We start from the raw sequence: 19619 nt of genomic DNA, 5'->3' as shown, positions 1-19619 counted from the left end.
GAAGGCTTCCATTTTGGAAGCCTTTTTTATTTGGTAGTAAATCTAAATTCGGTGATGTTGCGGTAATGCTCTCCGGGGCGAAGTGTAGAACTAGGAAAATGCTTCTGGTTGGGAGCATCCGGTAAATTTTGGGTTTCAAAACAGATACCGGAAAAGTCTTTAGGGGTATAGACAATCAAACCAAGTTGGTTGGTAGCAACCTCTAATGCAATACCAGATTTTTCAGAAGTGCATTTGGCCGCAATTGGCGATTTTACATCCACAATAAAAGGCGTGTCCAATCGGGTTTTGCCAATTCTTTTACATGATAAAAAATCAAAACTTGAATCTTCTGTGGCCAAAACTCTACCTGTGGGCAATAGGTTATCCTTTGTTTCAAGATATTTAGAACAATTTAGTTGTAAGTTGTAGTTGTCTACCGAGGTGTCAGAATCCAGTTTAAAGTAAGAATGGTTCGTAAGATTGACGACCGTAGTTCGGTCAGTAACCGCCTCGAAGATTACCCTAAGTGTTTTTCCCTTCAATACATAGGTAACAGAGACTTTTAAATTACCAGGGTATCCTTCTTCTAAATGGTCACTTACGTAAGACAGTTTTACATATGGGGTGTCACCTTGCTCGACCTTATCAATGGTCCAATATTTTTTTCCAAACCCTTCTTTCCCTCCATGTAAATGCACACCATTATCATTGGGTAATGGAAAGTTTACTCCATCTATTTCAAAACTTTTTGATATACGGCCGGCAAAACGACCGATACAGGCCCCAAGAAAATAGTCGTCATCTAAATACTCACTAGGAAATTCTAGGCCTACCACTACATTGGTGTAATTTCCATTAGCATCTTTAATCAGTAATTTTTGAATGACCGCTCCGTAGTTCAGTACGATAAGAATGGCATCACCATTGGTAAGGGTAATCTGTTTCAAGAAATCGAAATTAAAATTCAATCAAAATTACTCGTTTTTTGCAACACAATGTTTTTTTGCTCGTCCTTTATATAGATGATCTAATAACAAGTACGTTACCGACCGATGTTCTATATAAATGTATTGCAACAATGCAAGGCCAATAACCGTAAGGCGCAGCTTAAGCTGTATCGACAGTATTGCGATGGTATGTTTTTGGTTGCGTACAGGTATGTGAAGAATGAGAAAGATGCTGAAGATGTTTTACAAGATGCATTTATAAAGGCCTTTCAACGTTTAGACCAATTTACAGGTGACGTTTCTTTTGGGGCTTGGCTCAAGCGTATAGTAATCAATCAAAGTTTAGATCTTATTAAATCAAGAAGGCACGACTATATAGAATTCGATGATAATTTAAAATTAATTGAAGATGATGATAACTGGGAAATTGATGAGCATATTTCAGTCAATAGAATTAAGGAAGAGGTGCTCAACCTACCAGAAAAATATAGATATGTAGTAATGATGTACTTGATAGAAGGTTATGATCACTCCGAAATCGCACAAGTGCTAGGTATCACAGAAACAACGTGTAGAACCCGTCTGTTGAGAGGTAAAGGTCATCTTAAGAATATGCTTAAAGAGAAAAATTATGCCACAGGATATTAGGGAACTGATTAAAAGGATAGACGATAGCCATGAACCTAAACTTAGTGAAGGTCATGAACGTCGATTTTTAAGGAAATTGGAAAAAGAATTACCAGCTGGAAAGCGAAGCGTTCCTTTAAAATTTATAATTGCCGCTTCAATCACGGTTCTCATTTGTTTGTCCGGTTATTTATGGCTGGGGCAGCAAGACATCGAAGGTTCGCAAAATGAGGTTGTCGATTCGTCGGCCGAAGAGCAAAACGCCAAGAAAACAGTAAAGTTGGGAGACCTTTCTCCAGATTTAAAAAAAATAGAAAGCTACTACACAGCAAGCATTAATTACGAACTATCTAAACTAGATGTGTCAGAAACAAATAAGGATATTGTTGACGACTATCTAAAACAATTGAACGAATTAAACCAAGAGTACTTAACCCTGAGTGAAGAGATGAACGCCTACGGCCCCAATGACCAGATTATAGGGGCAATGGTAAAGAACCTACAGCTAAGACTTCAGCTTTTACAAAACTTAAAAAAAGAATTAAAACACTTAAAAAATCAAGAAAATGAAGATGTTACCAATGCAAGTATATAGACCTTTGTTTTTATTAGTGGGGTTGGTATGTATGAAAATGCAAGCCCAAGATAGAACAAAAACTTACTCAGAGGAGTTCAATGTAGATGATGATGTTATAGTCAATATAAATACAAGCTATGCAGATTTAGAATTTGACACTTGGAACAAAAACAAAGTAGTGGTAGAGGTAATTCTTGTTCTAGAAGGAGCCAGCGAAGAACAAGCAGAAGAATACTTTAAAAAGAACGAATTCGAAATTCTTGGAAATAGCCGGGAGATAAGTATTAAAAATAGCGTAGGCAATTGGGAGCCGGTAAATTTTGAGTTTCAATCTAACGATTTCGTTTTTGAATTGCCTGAAATGCCTGAATTCGAGTCTTTTGATTTCGATTTTGACTTTTCTGAGTTAGAAGACCTTCCGGTAATGCCGCCGGTGCCGAGTCCTGATTTTGATTATGAGGCATTTAAGGAAGGTGGGGAAGAATATATGCAAGAATGGCAGAAAAAGTTTGAGAAAAGCTTCGGAGAACCCTATCAGGAACGGTTAAAGGACTGGCAGAAGAAAATGGAGGAGAAACAAAAACAAATACAAGAAAAACAGAAAGAACTTCAGGAAAAAAGGCAAAAAATAGATGTCAAGAGAATGGAGCAAGTGGCGGAAGCTAGGGCCGAACATGCGAGAGCAGTTCAGGAGCGCTTAAAAGAAAGACAAATTCATTTAGAGGAGAGAAACCGAAATTCAAAAAATAGGTCTCATATCTTTTATTACTCAAATAGAGGCAAAACGGAGGACTTTAAGGTAAAAAAAGTTTTAAAGATTAAGATGCCTAAGTCTGCCAAGATTAAAATGAATGTGCGACACGGCGAGATAAAACTGGCAGAGAGAACTCATAATATCGATGCGTTACTTTCCTACTCTAAATTGAAAGCAAATGAAATTGACGGGAGTGAGACGGTAGTGGTGGCCTCATATTCTCCCATAAGCGTTGAAAATTGGATGTACGGTAAATTACAAGCTAATTATTCTGATCAAGTCGATTTGGAGCAAGTTAACCAACTTGTTTTAGATGCGAAGTCCTCCCCGATAGTTATTAATAGTCTATCGGATAGAGCTACCATAGTCAACGATTTTGGCCCTATTTATATCAATTCTATTTCCGAAAACTTCAACCAGCTAAACGTCTCGATGAGAAATAGCAATATGATTTGTACCCTACCTCAAACGTCTTTCAATATTAAAGTAGAAGGAAATGGCATTCAGGTTAATTACCCCGCTGACGTTACAATGGAAAAAATTGAAAAAGGAAACCAAATAGTTTATAATGGCTATAAGGGTAAAGCAAAATCCTTAAAATCGGTACATATAAATGGCAGGTATTCAGAAGTGAGTCTTGAATAATCTATCACCGGAACTTTTCACATTGCTCTAGTACTAGTGACTTTCCTTATCTTCTTTTAAATAATCGCCAAAGTTTTCTTTAAACCTGTTGAGTCTAGGTATCGATACATTTCTTATGTATGGGTTGTTAGGGTGTTTTTTTTCATAATCCTGGTGATAATCCTCCGCGTCATAAAAAATGGTAAAGGGCACTACTTGCGTGGTGATTTCCCGACCTTGATAAACATCATGTTCTATTAGAGCTTTTATATAATCGTTGATTATTTTCTTTTCTTTATCATTCTTAAAAAAAGCAATAGATCTATATTGAGGCCCATGGTCGGGTCCTTGACTGTTAAGGGTAGTGGGGTCATGAGAACCAAAAAACACTTGAACTAAAGCTGTAAAAGAAATAACTTCGGGATCATAATAAATTTTCACTGCCTCGGCATGTGTGGTTTTGCCACCACCTACTTGCTCATAAGTAGGGTTCTTTTCTTTACCACCAGAATAGCCTGAAACCACTTCTTTTACTCCCTTAACACTTTCAAAAATGGCTTCGACACACCAAAAACATCCGCTCGCGAAATATGCAGTTTCATATTGGTCTAAATCTTGTTGTTCAGTCTTTTCTATATCCGAAACTTTGGCTATTTCTTCCTTTTCGTGTTGTTTGTTTTTAGACTGGCAAGAAATTGTTAATAGCAATCCGAAAAAAGTCAATATTAATCTTGGAAACATTTTTTTTGTATTTAGTGCGCACAATGAAATAATCCTTACATCATATTACAAATAAAAAAGGTCTCCGAGAAATCGAAGACCTTTAAATATTACAACTATCTTAGTTTATTAAGAACCAACTGTTCCCGTACCAAACACCTCAATTGCAGAAACTTTCGGTTTGTTAACAGTAGCTTCAAAGGTTATATTTAGAGTTCCATCAGTAACTTCGATATCATACATTCTGAAAGATGCGGCAGCAGCGCCAACTTCCTTGTACAAATCATATCCTGTGAAAATTGCAGTGTCTTCCATGGAAATGTTGAAGATTCTACTTCCATCGCCTCCCTCTAATTCCTGTTGGTTAGGGACACCCCAATAAATTTCCGCAAAATATAACTTAACAGTGTAGGTGCCGTTTGTCACAGGAATATTGTAAGAAAATGGCCCTTTGGCATTAGAATTATCGGAAATTCTTTCAGTTAAGAAAATTTCGTCCATATCTGTTCCGGAGATCTCAGTAACATTCGGGTTGGAATAAGTAATTGTGGGGCCTTCAACAAACTGGTCAGCTAAAAAAGTAATGTCATCATAAGTTACTTCTGGTCCACCACAGTTAATTCTAACTAAGGACGGTCCTACAGGTTCTGTAGATTGTGCTACTTCTTGTGCAGGATTTGATTCGTCTGGGTTGAAAGTGATTGCAACGGTATTGGTAATGTCAACTCCGTCCAACGTTCCAGATACGGTTACGGTTTCTTCAGCATCGCCGGTAACAGTCGCTGTGTAAGTACCATCGCCATTATCGGTAACACTGCCTACACTTGCCGAACCTGTCACTGTAAGGGCAACAGTTCCGCCACTTTTTCTAAGTTTGTTACCATCGGTATCAGCCAGTACAACCGTTACTATTGACGTACCTATACCACTTGAGTGAGTAGGCGCGGTAGCATCCATTGTAGTGTTTTCGTTGGTAGGGTCCGGATCAGCTTCAGGCTCTGGTTCCGGTTCCGGCTCTGGTTGTTCCTGGGGGTCAGGATCCGAGCCATTATCGCTACTACAGGCGACCGGAACCATAATAAGGCATATCATTAGAAATGCAAAAAGAGAAACTTTTGCTAAAAAGTTACGTTTCATAGTTTAGAAGATTTAAATTAATTCATTTTCTTTTTCAAAAATATCTATGCAAATTATTCAAATAGTAATCACGCCGCAATATTTTTTTTGTTTAATCGACAAAATACGGAAGTTTAGGTTTAGGTTCATCTAACTTAAAATTTTAGTTAACAGAAAGATGTCATATACTTTTAACTATCCTTCGTGATATAAATTTTTTTAATAAAAAAGTAATGAAGTGAATCACCCATTTTTAATATTAGGAAATATTATCAATAAATATACCACTATTGACTTTTCAGACGCGAATAGTGAATTATCGAACGTTCAGTTAAACAACCCTTATCAATGCCAGGAGTATATTGAAACTATTCTTAATAAAACAGGTTGTCAAATTGCTTATGGTGGCTATCTTGAAAAGAGAAATCTCTATAATGAATCTTCTTTGTTTAGTTTAAGTGATGACAAAAGAGATATTCATTTGGGCATTGATTTTTGGAGTAATGTAAATTCAGAGGTTTTATGCCCCTTAAAAGGAGAGGTTCATAGCTTTAAGGATAATTCCATCGTTGGTGATTATGGACCGACAATTATCCTAAAACATGGAGTTGGTGATTCCTGTTTTTATACTCTTTATGGTCATTTGTCAAGAAAATCTCTGAGTGGTTTATTTGAAGGTAAGAAGTTTGAGAAGGGTGAGGTGCTAGGCTATTTGGGTTCTCCAGAAGAGAATGTCAACTACGCACCTCATTTGCATTTTCAGGTTATCAATGATTTACAGGGTAAAAGAGGAGATTATCCTGGCGTGTGTTCTTCAAAGAATTTGGAGTTTTATAAGAAAAACTGCCCAGACCCTAATTCTATTTTGAAAATGTAATTTGTCTCTAATTCTCTGATAATACTGTTTTGAGAACCCTCCAGACATTTTCCATAACAATTTTCTGCCCTTCAGCCGTTGGGTGAATACCGTCTTCAAGATTTAAATCAGGATTTCCGGCTACTCCTTCCAATAAAAAAGGAATCAGTTCAACTTGGTTCTTTTCGGCTAGGTCCGGGTAGATTTTCTTAAACTCGTTAGTATAGTCTTGACCCATATTCGGAGGTATTTGCATACCTGCCAGAACTATTTTGGTAGAATTATTTTTAGACTTCACTTTATCAATAATCGCCTGTAAATTCTGCTTCGTTTCCTTTAAAGGAATTCCTCTAAGACCATCATTGGCCCCTAACTCTAGCACGAAAACTTCTACCTTTTGATTTAAAACCCAATCTAATCGGTTAAGTCCGCCAGATGTGGTTTCGCCACTTACCCCAGAATTGATAGAGGTGTAATTCAGGCCTACAGAATCTAATCTGTTTTGAATGAGCGCTGGAAAACCCTCTTTCTCCTCCAAGCCGTAGGCCGCAGTTAAGCTATTACCGAAGAACAAAATGCTTTTTGTAGAACTGGGGGTGACAGTTTCAGATTCACGAGAAATAGAAGAATCTTTTTTTTCGGTTTCTTTTTGCTTTTCTCCACAAGAAACGAGAGCTAGCAGAACTAAAAAATAACTAAACTTTAAGAGGTTGGTCATAAGATACAGCGCTTAAAAACAAATACAATTGCTTATTTTTCGAGCTTAACACGGGCAAAATTAGATTTTGCGGTGAAAAGAACGATTAATGACAAAGATATTAAACGTCAACCATCTTGGGAAAGCCTATACAAGTGGTTCGAAAAAACTTGAGGTTCTTAATGATATTAACTTTCACGTCAATGAAGGAGAGAGCTTTGCGATTGTCGGGCCTTCCGGAAGCGGCAAAACAACGTTGTTAGGTCTTTGCGCGGGTCTCGATGGGGCCGATTCGGGAACCATTGAATTATGTGCCACAAGACTCAACGCCTTGAACGAGGATGAAAGGGCACTTTTGAGAAATTCAAAAGTAGGTTTTATATTTCAAAATTTTCAGTTACTACCAACGCTAACGGCTTTAGAGAATGTGATCGTACCTCTAGAACTGCAAGGTGCTGATAACCCCGAAAATATCGGTCTAGAATTATTGAAAAAAGTCGGACTCGAAAACAGGGTTGATCATTACCCGTCTCAATTGTCTGGAGGGGAGCAACAACGAGTGGCATTGGCCAGAGCTTTTTCGAGCAAACCTTCCATTTTATTTGCAGATGAGCCTACAGGCAACTTAGATGAAGAAACTGGCGAAAAAGTGGTTCAACTGCTTTTTGAACTGAACCAAGAAGCAGGCACTACTTTGGTAATAGTTACCCATGATATGAATTTGGCAAATAAGTGTAAACGTGTCTTAAAGCTTAAGGGTGGTAGGGTTCAAGCCGAACAACTATCTGATCGTTTATGAAGATGAATAAGGGGAAGAAAGATAATGTACGTTTGAAATGGCTATTAAAAATGGCTTGGCGAGACGGTAAGGCCAGCACTAAAAGATTGGTGCTTTTTATGGCTTCCATCGTTTTAGGTATTTCTGCAGTAGTGGCGGTACAATCATTTAGCGAAAACCTGAAGCAGAATATAGGATCTCAATCGAAAGCCCTTATGGGTGCTGATTTTGTTATCGATAGTAATCATGAGCCAAACGAGAAGGTTCAGGGTATCATCGATTCTTTAGGCGGCGCAAAGGCTCGAAGTATCAGCTTCCCATCTATGGCATTGTTTCCGAAGCAAAACTCAACGAAATTGGTCGGAATTAAGGGTATTGAGGGGCCTTTTCCTTTTTATGGGGAACTGGAAACGAACCCACAATCAGCAGCTTCTTCATACCAGGGTAACAATAGTGCTTTGGTCGATGCTACCCTTATGCTTCAATTCGGGCTTTCAAAAGGCGATACAATCTCTATCGGTAATATAAGGTTGCCCATTGAAGGTGCTTTAATTTCAGCGCCAGGGTCGACAGGTCTTACCGCCTCAATTGCACCTCCCGTCTTGATTCCTTATGAATTCATCGCCAAAACGGGTTTGGTTCAAACAGGTAGTCGAATAGATTATGATTTTTACTTTGTCGCCGATGCGGGACAAGATTTGGAGGAATTGGATGAGAAAATAGACCCTATTCTAGATGCTGAGAATGCTGATTTAGATACGCATAGCTCAACCGGACAGCGCCTTGGGCGGCGGTACGATAATTTCGGTAAGTTTTTAAATTTGGTGGCGTTCATAGCCCTTTTGTTGGGTTCGGTAGGTGTGGCCAGCTCCGTGCACATATATGTGAAAGAGAAGTTACAATCTGTTGCGGTTTTAAAATGTCTGGGAGCTACAAGAAAGCAAAGCTTCTATATCTATTTGATTCAAATTGCTTTTATGGGCTTGTTCGGAGGTTTGTTTGGGGCCATCCTCGGGGTTGGTTTTCAGCAATTTTTTCCTGTATTGCTGAGAGAAGTAATTCCTTTTGATATTGAAATAACCTTCACTATATGGCCCATATTATTAGGTTTGGTTTTAGGCTTGGTTATGTCGGTCCTCTTTTCCCTATCTCCATTATTAAGTACGTGGTTTGTTTCGCCTTTGCAGGTGCTTAGGGTTCAAGAGAAAGGTATTGAACCTCCCAAAAGGGTTGTTTACCTTATCTATGGTGCTATCATTGTTTTCATATTTCTTTTCGCCTTTTATTTACTCGACAATCTTGCTTTTGCCTTCTACTTTTTATTGGGGGTTGTTGTCGTGTTTGCAATATTAGTGGCCGTTGGCATATTTTTTATGAGAATCGTCAAACGAAACTTTCCAAAAGGTTGGGGGTTTGCGGCACGGCAAAGTTTATTGAATCTTTTTCGGCCCAACAATCAAACTTTGGTCTTGATATTAGCTATCGGAATCGGAACTTTTCTAATCAGTACATTATATTTTACAAAAGACATTTTAATAGGTAAAGCAACTCTTGAGAACAAGCAAGAATCGCCCAATCTAATTTTTTTGGATGTTCAATCGAATCAGACGGAGGATGTTAAAAGGAGTATAGAAAAGTCAGAACTATCCGTTTTAAATGATATTCCGATTGTAACCATGAGAGTTCAAAAAATTAAGGAAAGAAATGCCAGCGATATTAGAAATGACACCACTTCAACCATCAATGACTGGGTGTTGAACCATGAATTTAGAGTCACCTATAGAGATTCTTTGATTGCTTCTGAAAGTATTGTGGAAGGGGAGTGGCCAAGTAAAGAATTAAGCGATGGTCTTGTGCCAATTTCAATTTCCGATAATGTAGCTAGAGATGCACAGGTTGAGGTCGGAGATAATCTTACCTTTAATATCCAAGGAGTTTTAATGGAAACCCAAGTAGCCAGCATTAGAACTGTAGATTGGGGTAGAATGCAATTGAACTTCAATATAATCTTTCCTTCGAAAGTGCTGGAAAGCGCACCCAAGTTCCATGTCGTTACCACATACGCTGAAAACGAAAAAACTTCAGCCGAGCTGCAGAAGCAAATGGTTCGGCAGTTTCCAACCGTATCTATTATTGACTTACGTCAGGTTTTAACCATAGTGGAAGGCATTCTGGATAAAATTTCATGGGTGATCAACTTCATGGCTTTTTTCAGTATTTTGACCGGAATTATTGTATTGATAGGATCTGTTAGAACCAGTAAATATCAGAGAATAAAAGAAAGTGTGTTGTTGCGTACTTTAGGAGCTAAGAGCGGACAAATTTTGAAAATAAATGCCTATGAGTATTTTTATTTAGGCTTTTTGGGAAGTTTCTTAGGAATTCTTCTTTCCCTGATTGCTAGTTTTCTTCTAGCTCAATTGGTCTTCAAAGCTGCTTTTATACCATCATGGATTCCTTTTTTGATAGTAGGCCCAAGCATTACACTTTTGGTTTTGGCCATAGGCTTGTTCAACAATAAGAGCGTTTTAAGTAGTCCACCGTTAGAAGTACTTAGAAAAGAAGTATCATAAATTAAAAGATGCTGTCGTCCCGGTTATATTGTTTTATCACCTGAAAGTACTTGCTTCTCCGACGGAGCCAATAGAAAATTATTTCTTGACGGAAGTATTTCTAACAAGGCCGACGCCAGAAAAGAAAAAGATGGCACCTAAAACCCCATAAACAATCAACATCTTTGTGGTTCCAGATTCGTTCGCGAATAAAATGCCCGTATAAACCAAGCCGCCTATACCTAGTAGCGTAAGTATGCTACCAAAAATCTTCTTTAAATCCATAGTTTTAAAAGTAGAAAAAAATAATCAATAAGATGAACTTAGTCAAAAAGACATTTTTGGCCAATGTAAAGTATCCAAAGTTAAGGTTAAAATACACTATTTATCGTTGAGGTGTATTCAGGCTAGATTACGATAATCGGCACAATTTTACACTTAATCCGAACTTTGCCACTTTAACGAGTTTTTAATCTCGTTGAACGAGCCGAAACCCAGTAGAATGGGGTCTGTAGAGTTTTATATATATAAAATCTACAGTCATGAAAACTATTGCAACTTTAATCTTTGTTCTTTTTATCGGAGTTACTTCTCAAGCTCAAAAAGCTACCGAAGTTAAAGTAAATGCTATTGAAAAAAGCATTGTGACAGAAGTAGAAATCACTGAGACTTTTAAGACGGTTAAATATGAAGTAGCACGTCTTTATAAGAGAGATAACGCCCGAGTTAAGAAAGCTCTTTCCTTTACAACTAAATATAATAGAGCTAAAATGGCTTAAGAATCAGTATTACGGTTACCTAAACGTTCTAATACCCCTTCGGCCCAATCTTCAATTCTCTTTCCAAAGCACTCTAAGATAGCATCTACTCCTACCACGCTTCCTTTCGACAATCTTCCCAATACGGCCAAGCTAATTTTTTCATCGTTTTCAGACCTTTTCACTAGTGCATTCTCATAGGTGTCTATCCCTAATTCAGAATGAACAGGTTTTATGAGTTCATGATTGAGTAAATTGACGACCAAGGGAGAGGAAACTTCCAATACCTTCGGTGAATCTAGAACACTGTTGATCATTACATCTACTATTACCTTTCGATTTTCTTTCTGAAGCGACCATCCATCTTGAACCAATTCTACTTTAGGGTCTTTTAAATAGTTTAAATCGACTATCCCTGCATCAATTAAAGCCAATAGTTGCTGCATACTTTCTATCGGTGGGCCATAAGAGTATCTTTTTATTCGCTCATGGAGCTTAATAACTGAAGCTATGGTTTCATGTGGTAAAGAAGAATGTGAGAAAGCTTGATACCAAAGAGATTGCAAATGCCGCCATACTTGACCCATACAATAATCAAAAGATATGGGCTCTAGGTCGAGGGCCATGGAGACATATTTTTCGATGAGAACGAGGGTAGGGGTATCTGCCTTTAGTAAAGAGCGATGTTTATAATTTTCATCATTGAGCCAGGTAACAGCAACTTCATATAGTTCGTTACGGCTCGAAAGGCAATCCATTCTTTTTTCTTCAAAATCAAGGTATACCCTAACCGCAATTGGCGCCATGGCCTCAATTAAAAATAGATTTCCTTCTACCTCGGTTTTATTCTGGGCCACCTTTCGAACGGATTCAAAAAATCGGTTCTTCTCTTCTTGTGTTGGCCTATAGATATTATCAATTTTTTCACCTAAAGGTTTTGGTACTAGAGGGAGTCCATCCAACGAAAAAGGAACTATTTTAGAAGGTATTCTGTCATTTCCCTCAAATCGGTATTTATAAATATCATCATCTGTCGGCAAAAATTTACCTCCCCTGTCACAGGTTAAGGCACGTAAGATGTCTATCATAGAAAGGCCAAAACCTCTAATGCCTACCTTGCTATCAGAACTAATCTTATTGCTCTTAATTAATCTTTCGGTTGGGTAAGCCTCCGGATACAAGGTACATTTGCAAGTTTCTTCTGCACGATGCTGCCACTTCAAGATTTCTTTCGAAGTATTTGTTGGTTGATGACCAATGGTCAGCAATACTTCGTTGAAATGAAAAGTGTTGCCATTACTATCGGTCAGCTTAAAATGACCATCGGCATAATCTAAATCTTCAATTTTTAAAGGCTTTAAATGGAGGTAGGGTGTCTTTAAAAGATTCTTTGAAAAACTTTTGAACCGTTCGTTAAGGTATGCCCCAAGTTTTTTTCTGGGAGGATAGTAGTCAGTATTCGATTTTTTTTCGGAATCGCTCCATTCACTATAAGACGGAAAGGATGATACAACAACCCCTTTAAAAGAAAACTTTTTACGACCCTTTAGGTCGCGCAAAGCCCTTTCGGAAATATTGAGCCAATTGCTATCAGGTTGGTCTACCCTCCAGGTGTTTCCAGAACCTGCGTAAACCGAAGGTTCAAATAAGGTTACATGAATAGTGCTCTCAGGTGAAAGATTCGAGAACTTATTGAAAAGCTGCTCGACAGCATAGAGACCTCTTGGACCTACTCCGACGATGGCGATACTTGTATTGGTTAGTTGAAAGGTCAATGGTATTTAGTATAAAACGGTAGTAAGTTATATAATAGCGAAGAAAGTTAGGATGCCTATCGATTAAAAAATCAGATTAAATACACTTAAATCCGATTTGGGGTCAGCAAGGGCGAATACATTTATCGGTAGTTTTTTGCACTTCATCCGTAGTTTTTCATTTGAACGAGTTTTTAATCTCGTTGAACGAACCGAAACCCCGTGAAATGGGGTCTGTGGAGTTTTAATTATATAAAACTTACAGTCATGAAAACTATCGCAACTTTAATTTTTGTTTTTCTTATCGGGTTCACTTCTCAAGCTCAAAATGCTGATGAAGCTAAAGTTGATACCGTTGAGATGACTGTAGTAACGAATATTGAAATCAAAAAAAAAGTTGAGATTGGAAAATATGAAGTTGCCCGTCTTTATAAAAGAGATAATGCACGTGTTAAAAAAGAATTATCCTTCTCAACTAAAAGAAATAAAGCTAAAATGGCTTAAGTGTTTTTAAATTCAGGAATGCCCCTAACCAAAAAAAGCCACCCATGGGTGGCTTTTTTTATTTCTCATGGGTGATAAACCTTCTCTTCTATTCCGGGAAACCTCTCGATTAACTGTCAAAAACTTAGATGTGACGTTGTATCGCTCAAAAACGGTAATCGAAGAAAATCAGCACTTTAACCCAGTTTTTTCACCATGGCGAAAAATAGGGTCGTTTAACGTGACCTTTTTTCTTAAGCAGTAAATGAGCGGTTACTTAGTAGTACCCAAATATTACTTATGAAAACTGTTACTACCTTATTTTTTGTATTGTTTTTAGGATTTCAAGCTTCTGCTAAAATACCAACACACGATGTTAAAGTTGACGTTATTAAAATGGATATTGTTTTGGTTGATAGCTCTGACAATCTTGAATCTTTTGAGAAGGCTCAAGTTAATAGCCCAAAAGGTATAGCTCGTCTTTATAAGTCAAAGAATTCAAGAATAAAAAAAGAATTAACTTTTACCACCAAATATAATAGGTCTAAACTGGCCTAAGTAATTCAATTAATTGAACGATATGATTTATGTTCTGCTTTTTTCCGCTTTAATAATCATTTCGGTTTACCATATTTTCAGAGATAACTTAAAACCTGTTAGACTTAAAGTCATAAAAAAGAAAACTGATTTTTGGAAATAAATAATACTCCTTAAGCGGTTACCGGGGCCATTTGGTTCTTTATGTGCTTGAACTTAACGATGTAGTGGGTGCCCTTCTTAGTAAAATCTCTTTTAATACTTCCCTGCAGCTGTCGAACAAGATTGTGAATCAATTTTAGACCTAAACTATTAGAGGTTTTGTGAGTTACCGTTTCAGGAAAGCCGATTCCGTTATCACCTATCTGAAGAAGAAATTCATTGTTCTCGTCTTTGCTTAATTGAATATGTATTTCTCCTTTATTTTCATCAACTATACCGTACTTGAGGGCATTGGTTACCGCCTCGTTGATGAGTAGGCCCAAAGGTATGGCCGTATCGATGTTAAGCTTTAAATCGGGTATATCAATATCTAAGGTAATATTACTGCTTGTTCCCTTGATTGATCTGATTAAGTATTCGGCAAGTTCTTGCACATACGAGCGGTACTCTATTTTAGAGAGATCTTCGCGTAAATACAGCATTTCGTGTACCATCGCCATTGAGATAACCCGGTTCTGACTGCTCTTTAAAAGATTTTTGACCTCCCTGTCGGCTATATTGCGCGATTGAAGGCTTAAAAGGCTTGAAACGGTCTGTAAGTTGTTTTTAACCCTGTGATGAACCTCTTTGATCAATGTTTCCTTTTCGTGAATTTTTTCTTCAAGCTCGCTTTTTGTTTTATAAAGATTATGATGGGCGTGTAAAAGGTTTTTCCCAAAAACACCTCCCAATAAATAAACTGAGAAAAGAACGCTTAGTAGTGCAAAAAGATTTCTAGAATTCTCAGGTACCACATTAGTGACAAAACTGAAATCTGCTACGCTTTGAGAGTAAATGAGTACAATTATCAAAAGATTGAGATTCAGGTATATAGTGCCGTAAGACTTAGTGGTCACATAGCCGGCCACAACAATCAATGCGAGTACAAAAATGAAGGGACTATTAATACCCCCACTATATAGAGTTATGATACTGGCACCGGCCAAGGTCATAATCGATACGATGTTATAGGTAAGGGTAAGGTTTTTATGGTATTTGTAAAGAAATGTATTCAGCAGATTCAGTATTCCGAAAATGAGAAATACATAAGGTATGACTACGGTTATCTTTAAAATGTAGATACAGGTAAGAAAGAACAGTAGTGAAAATATAGAGGTAAAGTAATTGACCTTAATGACCAACTTAGCTTTATCTTTGAAACGTTCTTCTATGTGTCTTTTGTTTTGCCTAGGCATATAGGGGATTTTCGTTTGACACTGTTACTCTTGGGTTTAAGTAAAAACTCACAAGCAAGAGTAAATTTACTTATGTTTTGGCTGATTATCAAATAACTTCATTGGTTTGATTTAAGTTGGAGGGTAATATCAGGTTCTCGAGACTTTCGGTTCTAAATCGGTCAGGTCACCAATTTTAATAGGTTTGCCTGATTCAATACTTTTTCTGGCCCCAATACCAATTAAAATGGACATGGCGCCATCTCTTACGCCCGCCGTTCTACCATACTCATCTTGTGTTTCAGGGCTTTTGAAAATTTTATCATGTAACCTTTTGTCTCCACCGCCATGACCACTTTTTTCAAGACCTACTTGAATGGTTTCATGCTTGTTCCATAATTTGTGAAGAATTACAGGTTCATATGTCAACTCATCCTTACCGGTTTGCGCCATCTCTTTGGCGTGTTTCTCCGCCTCATCTATAGATTCATTTTTGAAATAAGGGATGTCTTGCCACGCCTCAATTCTACCTTCTGTGCCATTAATGCCCATTCGCCAACCTTCATAGGGCGAGTAGGTGGTTAAAGAATAATTTAGCACGGTGTTATTGGCGTATTTCACCTGGGCACTCATCTTGTCATAAATATCTATGTCGTTTCTAAAGAGACAATTGTCCCTAATATATCCATCATGTTCTTCATGGTTCGCGTAAAGATTCATCATACGTTCATCTTTAGTAATATCCCAATGAAACTTACAGTCAGGCTTATGCTCGCACGTTCGGCATTTATCACCTCTAAAAGGCCCATTTTTACCATAAAATTCTAGGTCTCCGTAAGCAAAAACCTCACTTGGTTCCGAGTCTATCCACCAGTTTAACAAGTCGAAATGATGGGTTGATTTGTGTACCCATAATGAACCACCGCTTTCCATTTCACCATGCCATCTTCTAAAATAAGAAGCGCCATGGTACGTGTTCAAGTACCAATGAAAATCTACAGATACCAATTTACCGATTGCATTGTTCATCAAAAGTTCTTTAACCTTTGTGGCATAAGGGCTCCATCTATAATTGAAACCTACAATAAGCTTCTTGTCCGATTTTCTTTCGGCCTCTAAAATAGCCTGACACTTGCTCTCGTCAGTCGTCAGGGGCTTTTCGGTCAAAACATCGCAGCCCATTTCCAAACCTTTAATGATATACTCGTGATGGGTCGAATCTTTAGTGGTAACTATGACCAAATCAGGTTTGGTTTTGTTGACCATCTTTTCAAAATCAGTAAAAGTTGGGCACTTGGCGCCAATATATTCTTTGGCATATGCCAATCTTCCCGGGTTGATGTCGCAGAGACCTACAAACTCAAGTATGTCTGAATATTGGTCGACCAAACGTTTGCCCCAAAAGGAAGTTCCGCGTACCCCAGTACCGACCAAGGTAACTTTGAGCTTTTCAGATTTTCCAAAATTAAAGGCATGCAGGGGCATGGCCGAACTTGCGGCAAGCATACTGATGGACGAAATGAACCGACGTCTAGAATTGGTCATGAGAGATTAGTGTTTCAAGTATCAAGAATAAAGATATTGAATTTAAACCAATTCGATTTTTTGCACTAGAACGACCTCAATTCTTTATCGGAAAGGTAGGGGGCGGTTATTTCTCTGAAACGCACATTATAACTAGTTCCTTTTTTTGAAAGATCTCTTTTTACCGAACCTTTAAGTTGCCTGGCCAAATTGTGAATCAGTTTAAGCCCCAATGAGGTACTGGTTCGAAGTTCAATGTCTCTTGGGAAGCCCACACCATTGTCACTAATACTTAGGTGATACGTTTTGTTAGAATCATCTTTTTCTAACTTAATATCGATTTTGCCTTGTATATTCTCGACAAAACCATATTTAAGCGAATTGGTGACCGCTTCATTGATCAATAAGCCTAACGGAATAGCGGTATCGATACCAAGGCGCAAATCTGGAATGTCAATATTTATGACAACATTTTTATTTTCTTTATGAGTCGATTTGATGAGGTATTCGCTCAGTTCTTTTATATAAGAGTTGAACTCTATTTTCGATAGGTTATCACGTAAATAGAGCATTTCATGAATCATGGCCATAGCGTTCACCCGATTCTGGCTGCTCATTACCAAGTCTTTTATTGTTTCATTAGTGGAGTTTTTAGCTTGTAGGTTAAGAAGACTGGAAACGGTCTGAAGGTTGTTCTTGACACGGTGGTGAACCGTACGTAACAATCTTTCCTTCTCAAGAATTCTATTTTCTATTTTTCCTTTGGAGTCACTCATGGTCTGGTGGGCCTTCAAAATATCCCTGCCGAAGACACCGCCCAACATATACACCGAGAAAAGTAAACTAAGAAGACCAAAAAGGTCTCTAGAGGCTTCAGGTACAGCATTGATGGATTTGTAGATTCCGGCCTCGCTCAACCCATAGATAATCAATATGGCAACTACGGTACTTATCAAGTAGATTTTTCCGAACAGTCGAGCCGACACATAACCTCCTAAAACAATGATGATCAAAACAAAAATGAAAGGGCTATTGATTCCTCCTGATAGCAAGGTTATAGCAGATGCCCCTATAAACGAAAGTGTAGCGGAAACAACCGCCGAAAGGGCCAATTTTCCATATGTATTAAAATGAACGAGGTTTAATAAATTAAGAATGGAAAAACCAAAGAATACTGTCGGAACGACCCCATCTATTCTAAGTACGAACATACAGATCAGGCCAAAAACCAAGCTCAAGCCCGAAGAATTATAGATAAACTTTTTTAGCAACCTGGTTTGGTTGGATATTCGATGGTCTATTTTACTGCTTTTAATCATTCGATAACCAGGCGGTATTCACATTCATGCAAACCTAACCTATGCCCCAAGTATGTTTGGAGCTAGTGGAAACGAACAGCAGTTCTACCGACATATAGCCGATAAAATGAAGTATATTTCTAGGGTTAGGTAGAAATTTGGGTTTAAACTACGATTTTATTACGAAAAGTCTTTAATCTGCGGAAGAAAAGTTGAAATGAAATTTGCAATTTGCAACCAGTTGATAATAAAACATTTTTCTGTAAAAGCATGGAAATAACGTTCTCCTCAAATGTTATTTTGTTAATATTTATCCTACAAAAAATTCAACTATTCAATGTTTTTGAACATCCTTGAATATGACTTCATAACCGGTACCGTGACCAGTATTAAGACGTCTTGCTGAACCATGAAGTTGTCTGGCCAGGTTGTGAATGAGCTTTAAGCCTAATGATTTGGCTTTCTTAATGTTTACTTGCTTGGTGAAACCAGTACCATTATCACTAATTCTAAGTTTATATTCTTCCGGATTATCGGTTCTTTTCAGTTCGATGTCTACAAGGCCTTTATTCGTTTCGTTAAAAGCGTATTTTATTGAGTTTGTAAACGCTTCATTGATTAATAGGCCAAGTGGTATGGCCGTATCTATGCCGAGTTGTATATCAGGAATATCTATTTGTACCTCTATATTTTTTTTGTCGGCATTTGCAGACTTGATGAGGTAATCGGTGAGTCCTTGAACATACGACCTAAAGTCTATTTTAGAGATGTTTTGTTTTAGATAAAGCATCTCATGTATGATTGCCATTGACAGAACCCTATTCTGACTGCTTTTGGTCAGTTCTTTGACCTTACCATTTTTTGTATTTCTAGACTGTAGATTTAGAAGACTTGAAACTGTTTGAAGGTTATTCTTTACGCGATGATGCACTTCACTTAAAAGGTTTTCTTTTTCCTTTATTTTAATCTCAATTTCTTCTTTAGATAGAAATAGCGAACGATGGGTTTCTAAAAGATTTTTGCCAAATATATAGCCGAGTAGGTAAACAGCAAATAAGAGGCTAATGAGGCTAAAAATTTCTTTTGATGCTATTGGTATTTCAGTACGGAAATGTTCAGGATAAAAATGGCCTAGGAAAAAAATGATCAGAATACTTGATAAAATGACGTACATATAGACCTTGCCGAATAGTCTAGTAGAAACATAGCCCGCGAGTACTATAATGGCCAAAACGAAAATGAACGGACTCTCAATTCCTCCACTGAACAAACTAATGACGACCGTACTTACCCAAGATAAAATCGAGGTAAAAATGGCCATAACGGTTAAATTACGGTGGTATTTGAAGAGAAGAACATTTAAAAGATTTAGACCGGTGTACCAAAAAAAGATGAAAGGTATAGTGCCTTCTACATTGATAAAGAAGGTGCAGATTACACCCAAAACAAAGCTCAAAATAGAAGACGCATAATTGAATTTTAGCAATAAATCAGTTTTATTGCCCAATCGATTAAGGTTTATTTTGGCACGCCTAACCATCGAAATTTTAATTGAGATTGATTAACGAGTCATATTTTGATGTAGTTGAAGTCTTGTTAAAAGATACTTCAAATTTTAGAATTTGTACAATTCATGACGATTATTGACAAAAAAGAACG

At 37.6% G+C, this 19619-nt stretch carries 19 protein-coding genes; 9 read left to right on the top strand and 10 right to left on the bottom strand.

All coding sequences use genetic code 11. From position 1 onward, the window contains the following. Positions 1-26: 26 nt before the first annotated feature. Entirely contained in the window at positions 27-929 is a 903-nt protein-coding gene (locus D1013_RS15530) for an aldose epimerase family protein (RefSeq protein ID WP_121850760.1), read from the bottom strand. A 105-nt stretch (positions 930-1034) separates the two neighbouring features. Between D1013_RS15530 and D1013_RS15525 the strand changes: the two genes are divergently transcribed. Genes D1013_RS15525 through D1013_RS15515 form a run of 3 tightly spaced genes read left to right on the top strand, consistent with a single transcriptional unit; the run spans position 1035 to position 3532 of the window. Beyond that, positions 1035-1577: an RNA polymerase sigma factor gene (locus D1013_RS15525; protein WP_121849699.1), complete on the top strand. Its 543-nt coding sequence runs from the start codon at positions 1035-1037 to the stop codon at positions 1575-1577. Further along, positions 1561-2151, top strand: coding sequence for a hypothetical protein (locus D1013_RS15520; RefSeq protein ID WP_121849698.1), 591 nt, complete (start codon positions 1561-1563; stop codon positions 2149-2151). The genes D1013_RS15525 and D1013_RS15520 overlap by 17 nt, the downstream gene beginning before the upstream one ends. Next, on the top strand, positions 2123-3532 hold the full coding sequence (locus D1013_RS15515; protein WP_162987925.1) for a hypothetical protein: 1410 nt from the start codon (positions 2123-2125) through the stop codon (positions 3530-3532). Before D1013_RS15520 ends, D1013_RS15515 begins: the two co-directional genes overlap by 29 nt. A gap of 33 nt (positions 3533-3565) precedes the next feature. On the opposite strand, the gene msrA is transcribed toward D1013_RS15515, so the two are convergent. Together msrA and D1013_RS15505 are read right to left on the bottom strand one after the other, a co-directional pair. Next, positions 3566-4252 (bottom strand): peptide-methionine (S)-S-oxide reductase MsrA, encoded by a 687-nt coding sequence (gene msrA, locus D1013_RS15510; RefSeq protein WP_121849696.1) that lies wholly within the window; start codon positions 4250-4252, stop codon positions 3566-3568. A gap of 108 nt (positions 4253-4360) precedes the next feature. Further along, the gene (locus tag D1013_RS15505; protein WP_121849695.1) at positions 4361-5368 is read right to left on the bottom strand and encodes a malectin domain-containing carbohydrate-binding protein; all 1008 of its coding nucleotides are present in this window, start codon (positions 5366-5368) and stop codon (positions 4361-4363) included. Between the two features lie 217 nt (positions 5369-5585). Between D1013_RS15505 and D1013_RS15500 the strand changes: the two genes are divergently transcribed. Next, complete coding sequence (locus tag D1013_RS15500; protein ID WP_121849694.1) at positions 5586-6224, top strand: peptidoglycan DD-metalloendopeptidase family protein; 639 nt, start codon at positions 5586-5588, stop codon at positions 6222-6224. A 7-nt stretch (positions 6225-6231) separates the two neighbouring features. Here D1013_RS15500 and D1013_RS15495 read toward each other — a convergent pair whose 3' ends face one another. Further along, positions 6232-6921 (bottom strand): arylesterase, encoded by a 690-nt coding sequence (locus tag D1013_RS15495; RefSeq protein WP_121849693.1) that lies wholly within the window; start codon positions 6919-6921, stop codon positions 6232-6234. Between the two features lie 88 nt (positions 6922-7009). Here D1013_RS15495 and D1013_RS15490 point away from each other — a divergent pair, with 88 nt between their 5' ends. Beyond that, on the top strand, positions 7010-7699 hold the full coding sequence (locus tag D1013_RS15490) for an ABC transporter ATP-binding protein (protein ID WP_121849692.1): 690 nt from the start codon (positions 7010-7012) through the stop codon (positions 7697-7699). Between the two features lie 2 nt (positions 7700-7701). Then, positions 7702-10251, top strand: a complete 2550-nt coding sequence (locus D1013_RS15485) for an ABC transporter permease (protein WP_225621541.1) — start codon at positions 7702-7704, stop codon at positions 10249-10251. Between the two features lie 78 nt (positions 10252-10329). Here the strand turns inward: D1013_RS15485 and D1013_RS15480 are convergent, their stop codons facing one another. Beyond that, complete coding sequence (locus tag D1013_RS15480; protein WP_121849691.1) at positions 10330-10515, bottom strand: hypothetical protein; 186 nt, start codon at positions 10513-10515, stop codon at positions 10330-10332. Positions 10516-10772: 257 nt separating this feature from the next. Between D1013_RS15480 and D1013_RS15475 the strand changes: the two genes are divergently transcribed. After that, entirely contained in the window at positions 10773-11009 is a 237-nt protein-coding gene (locus D1013_RS15475; RefSeq protein ID WP_121849690.1) for a hypothetical protein, read from the top strand. Here D1013_RS15475 and D1013_RS15470 read toward each other — a convergent pair. After that, entirely contained in the window at positions 11006-12763 is a 1758-nt protein-coding gene (locus D1013_RS15470) for an FAD/NAD(P)-binding protein (protein ID WP_162987924.1), read from the bottom strand. The two genes, D1013_RS15475 and D1013_RS15470, sit on opposite strands and share 4 nt — an antisense overlap. 246 nt (positions 12764-13009) lie before the next feature. On the opposite strand from D1013_RS15470, the gene D1013_RS15465 reads away from it, so the two are divergent. Both D1013_RS15465 and D1013_RS15460 read left to right on the top strand, forming a co-directional pair. Continuing rightward, positions 13010-13246 (top strand): hypothetical protein, encoded by a 237-nt coding sequence (locus D1013_RS15465; RefSeq protein ID WP_121850758.1) that lies wholly within the window; start codon positions 13010-13012, stop codon positions 13244-13246. 279 nt (positions 13247-13525) lie between these two features. Next, a complete protein-coding gene (locus D1013_RS15460) occupies positions 13526-13783 on the top strand; it encodes a hypothetical protein (RefSeq protein ID WP_121849688.1) in 258 nt (85 codons plus the stop codon). 152 nt (positions 13784-13935) lie between these two features. Here the strand turns inward: D1013_RS15460 and D1013_RS15455 are convergent, their stop codons facing one another. The 4 genes from D1013_RS15455 to D1013_RS15440 form a co-directional block, all read right to left on the bottom strand. Further along, positions 13936-15159: a sensor histidine kinase gene (locus tag D1013_RS15455; protein WP_121849687.1), complete on the bottom strand. Its 1224-nt coding sequence runs from the start codon at positions 15157-15159 to the stop codon at positions 13936-13938. A 129-nt stretch (positions 15160-15288) separates the two neighbouring features. Continuing rightward, complete coding sequence (locus D1013_RS15450) at positions 15289-16683, bottom strand: Gfo/Idh/MocA family oxidoreductase (protein ID WP_162987923.1); 1395 nt, start codon at positions 16681-16683, stop codon at positions 15289-15291. A 65-nt stretch (positions 16684-16748) separates the two neighbouring features. Next, complete coding sequence (locus D1013_RS15445) at positions 16749-17981, bottom strand: sensor histidine kinase (RefSeq protein WP_121849685.1); 1233 nt, start codon at positions 17979-17981, stop codon at positions 16749-16751. Positions 17982-18294: 313 nt separating this feature from the next. Continuing rightward, on the bottom strand, positions 18295-19467 hold the full coding sequence (locus D1013_RS15440; protein ID WP_225621535.1) for a sensor histidine kinase: 1173 nt from the start codon (positions 19465-19467) through the stop codon (positions 18295-18297). Positions 19468-19619: the final 152 nt, after the last annotated feature.

The organism is Euzebyella marina (assembly GCF_003687485.1).
Taxonomy (GTDB): Bacteria; Bacteroidota; Bacteroidia; order Flavobacteriales; family Flavobacteriaceae; genus Euzebyella; species Euzebyella marina.
The sequence above is the reverse complement of the archived record's forward strand: the minus strand, read 5'-3'. Positions and strand labels throughout refer to the sequence as shown.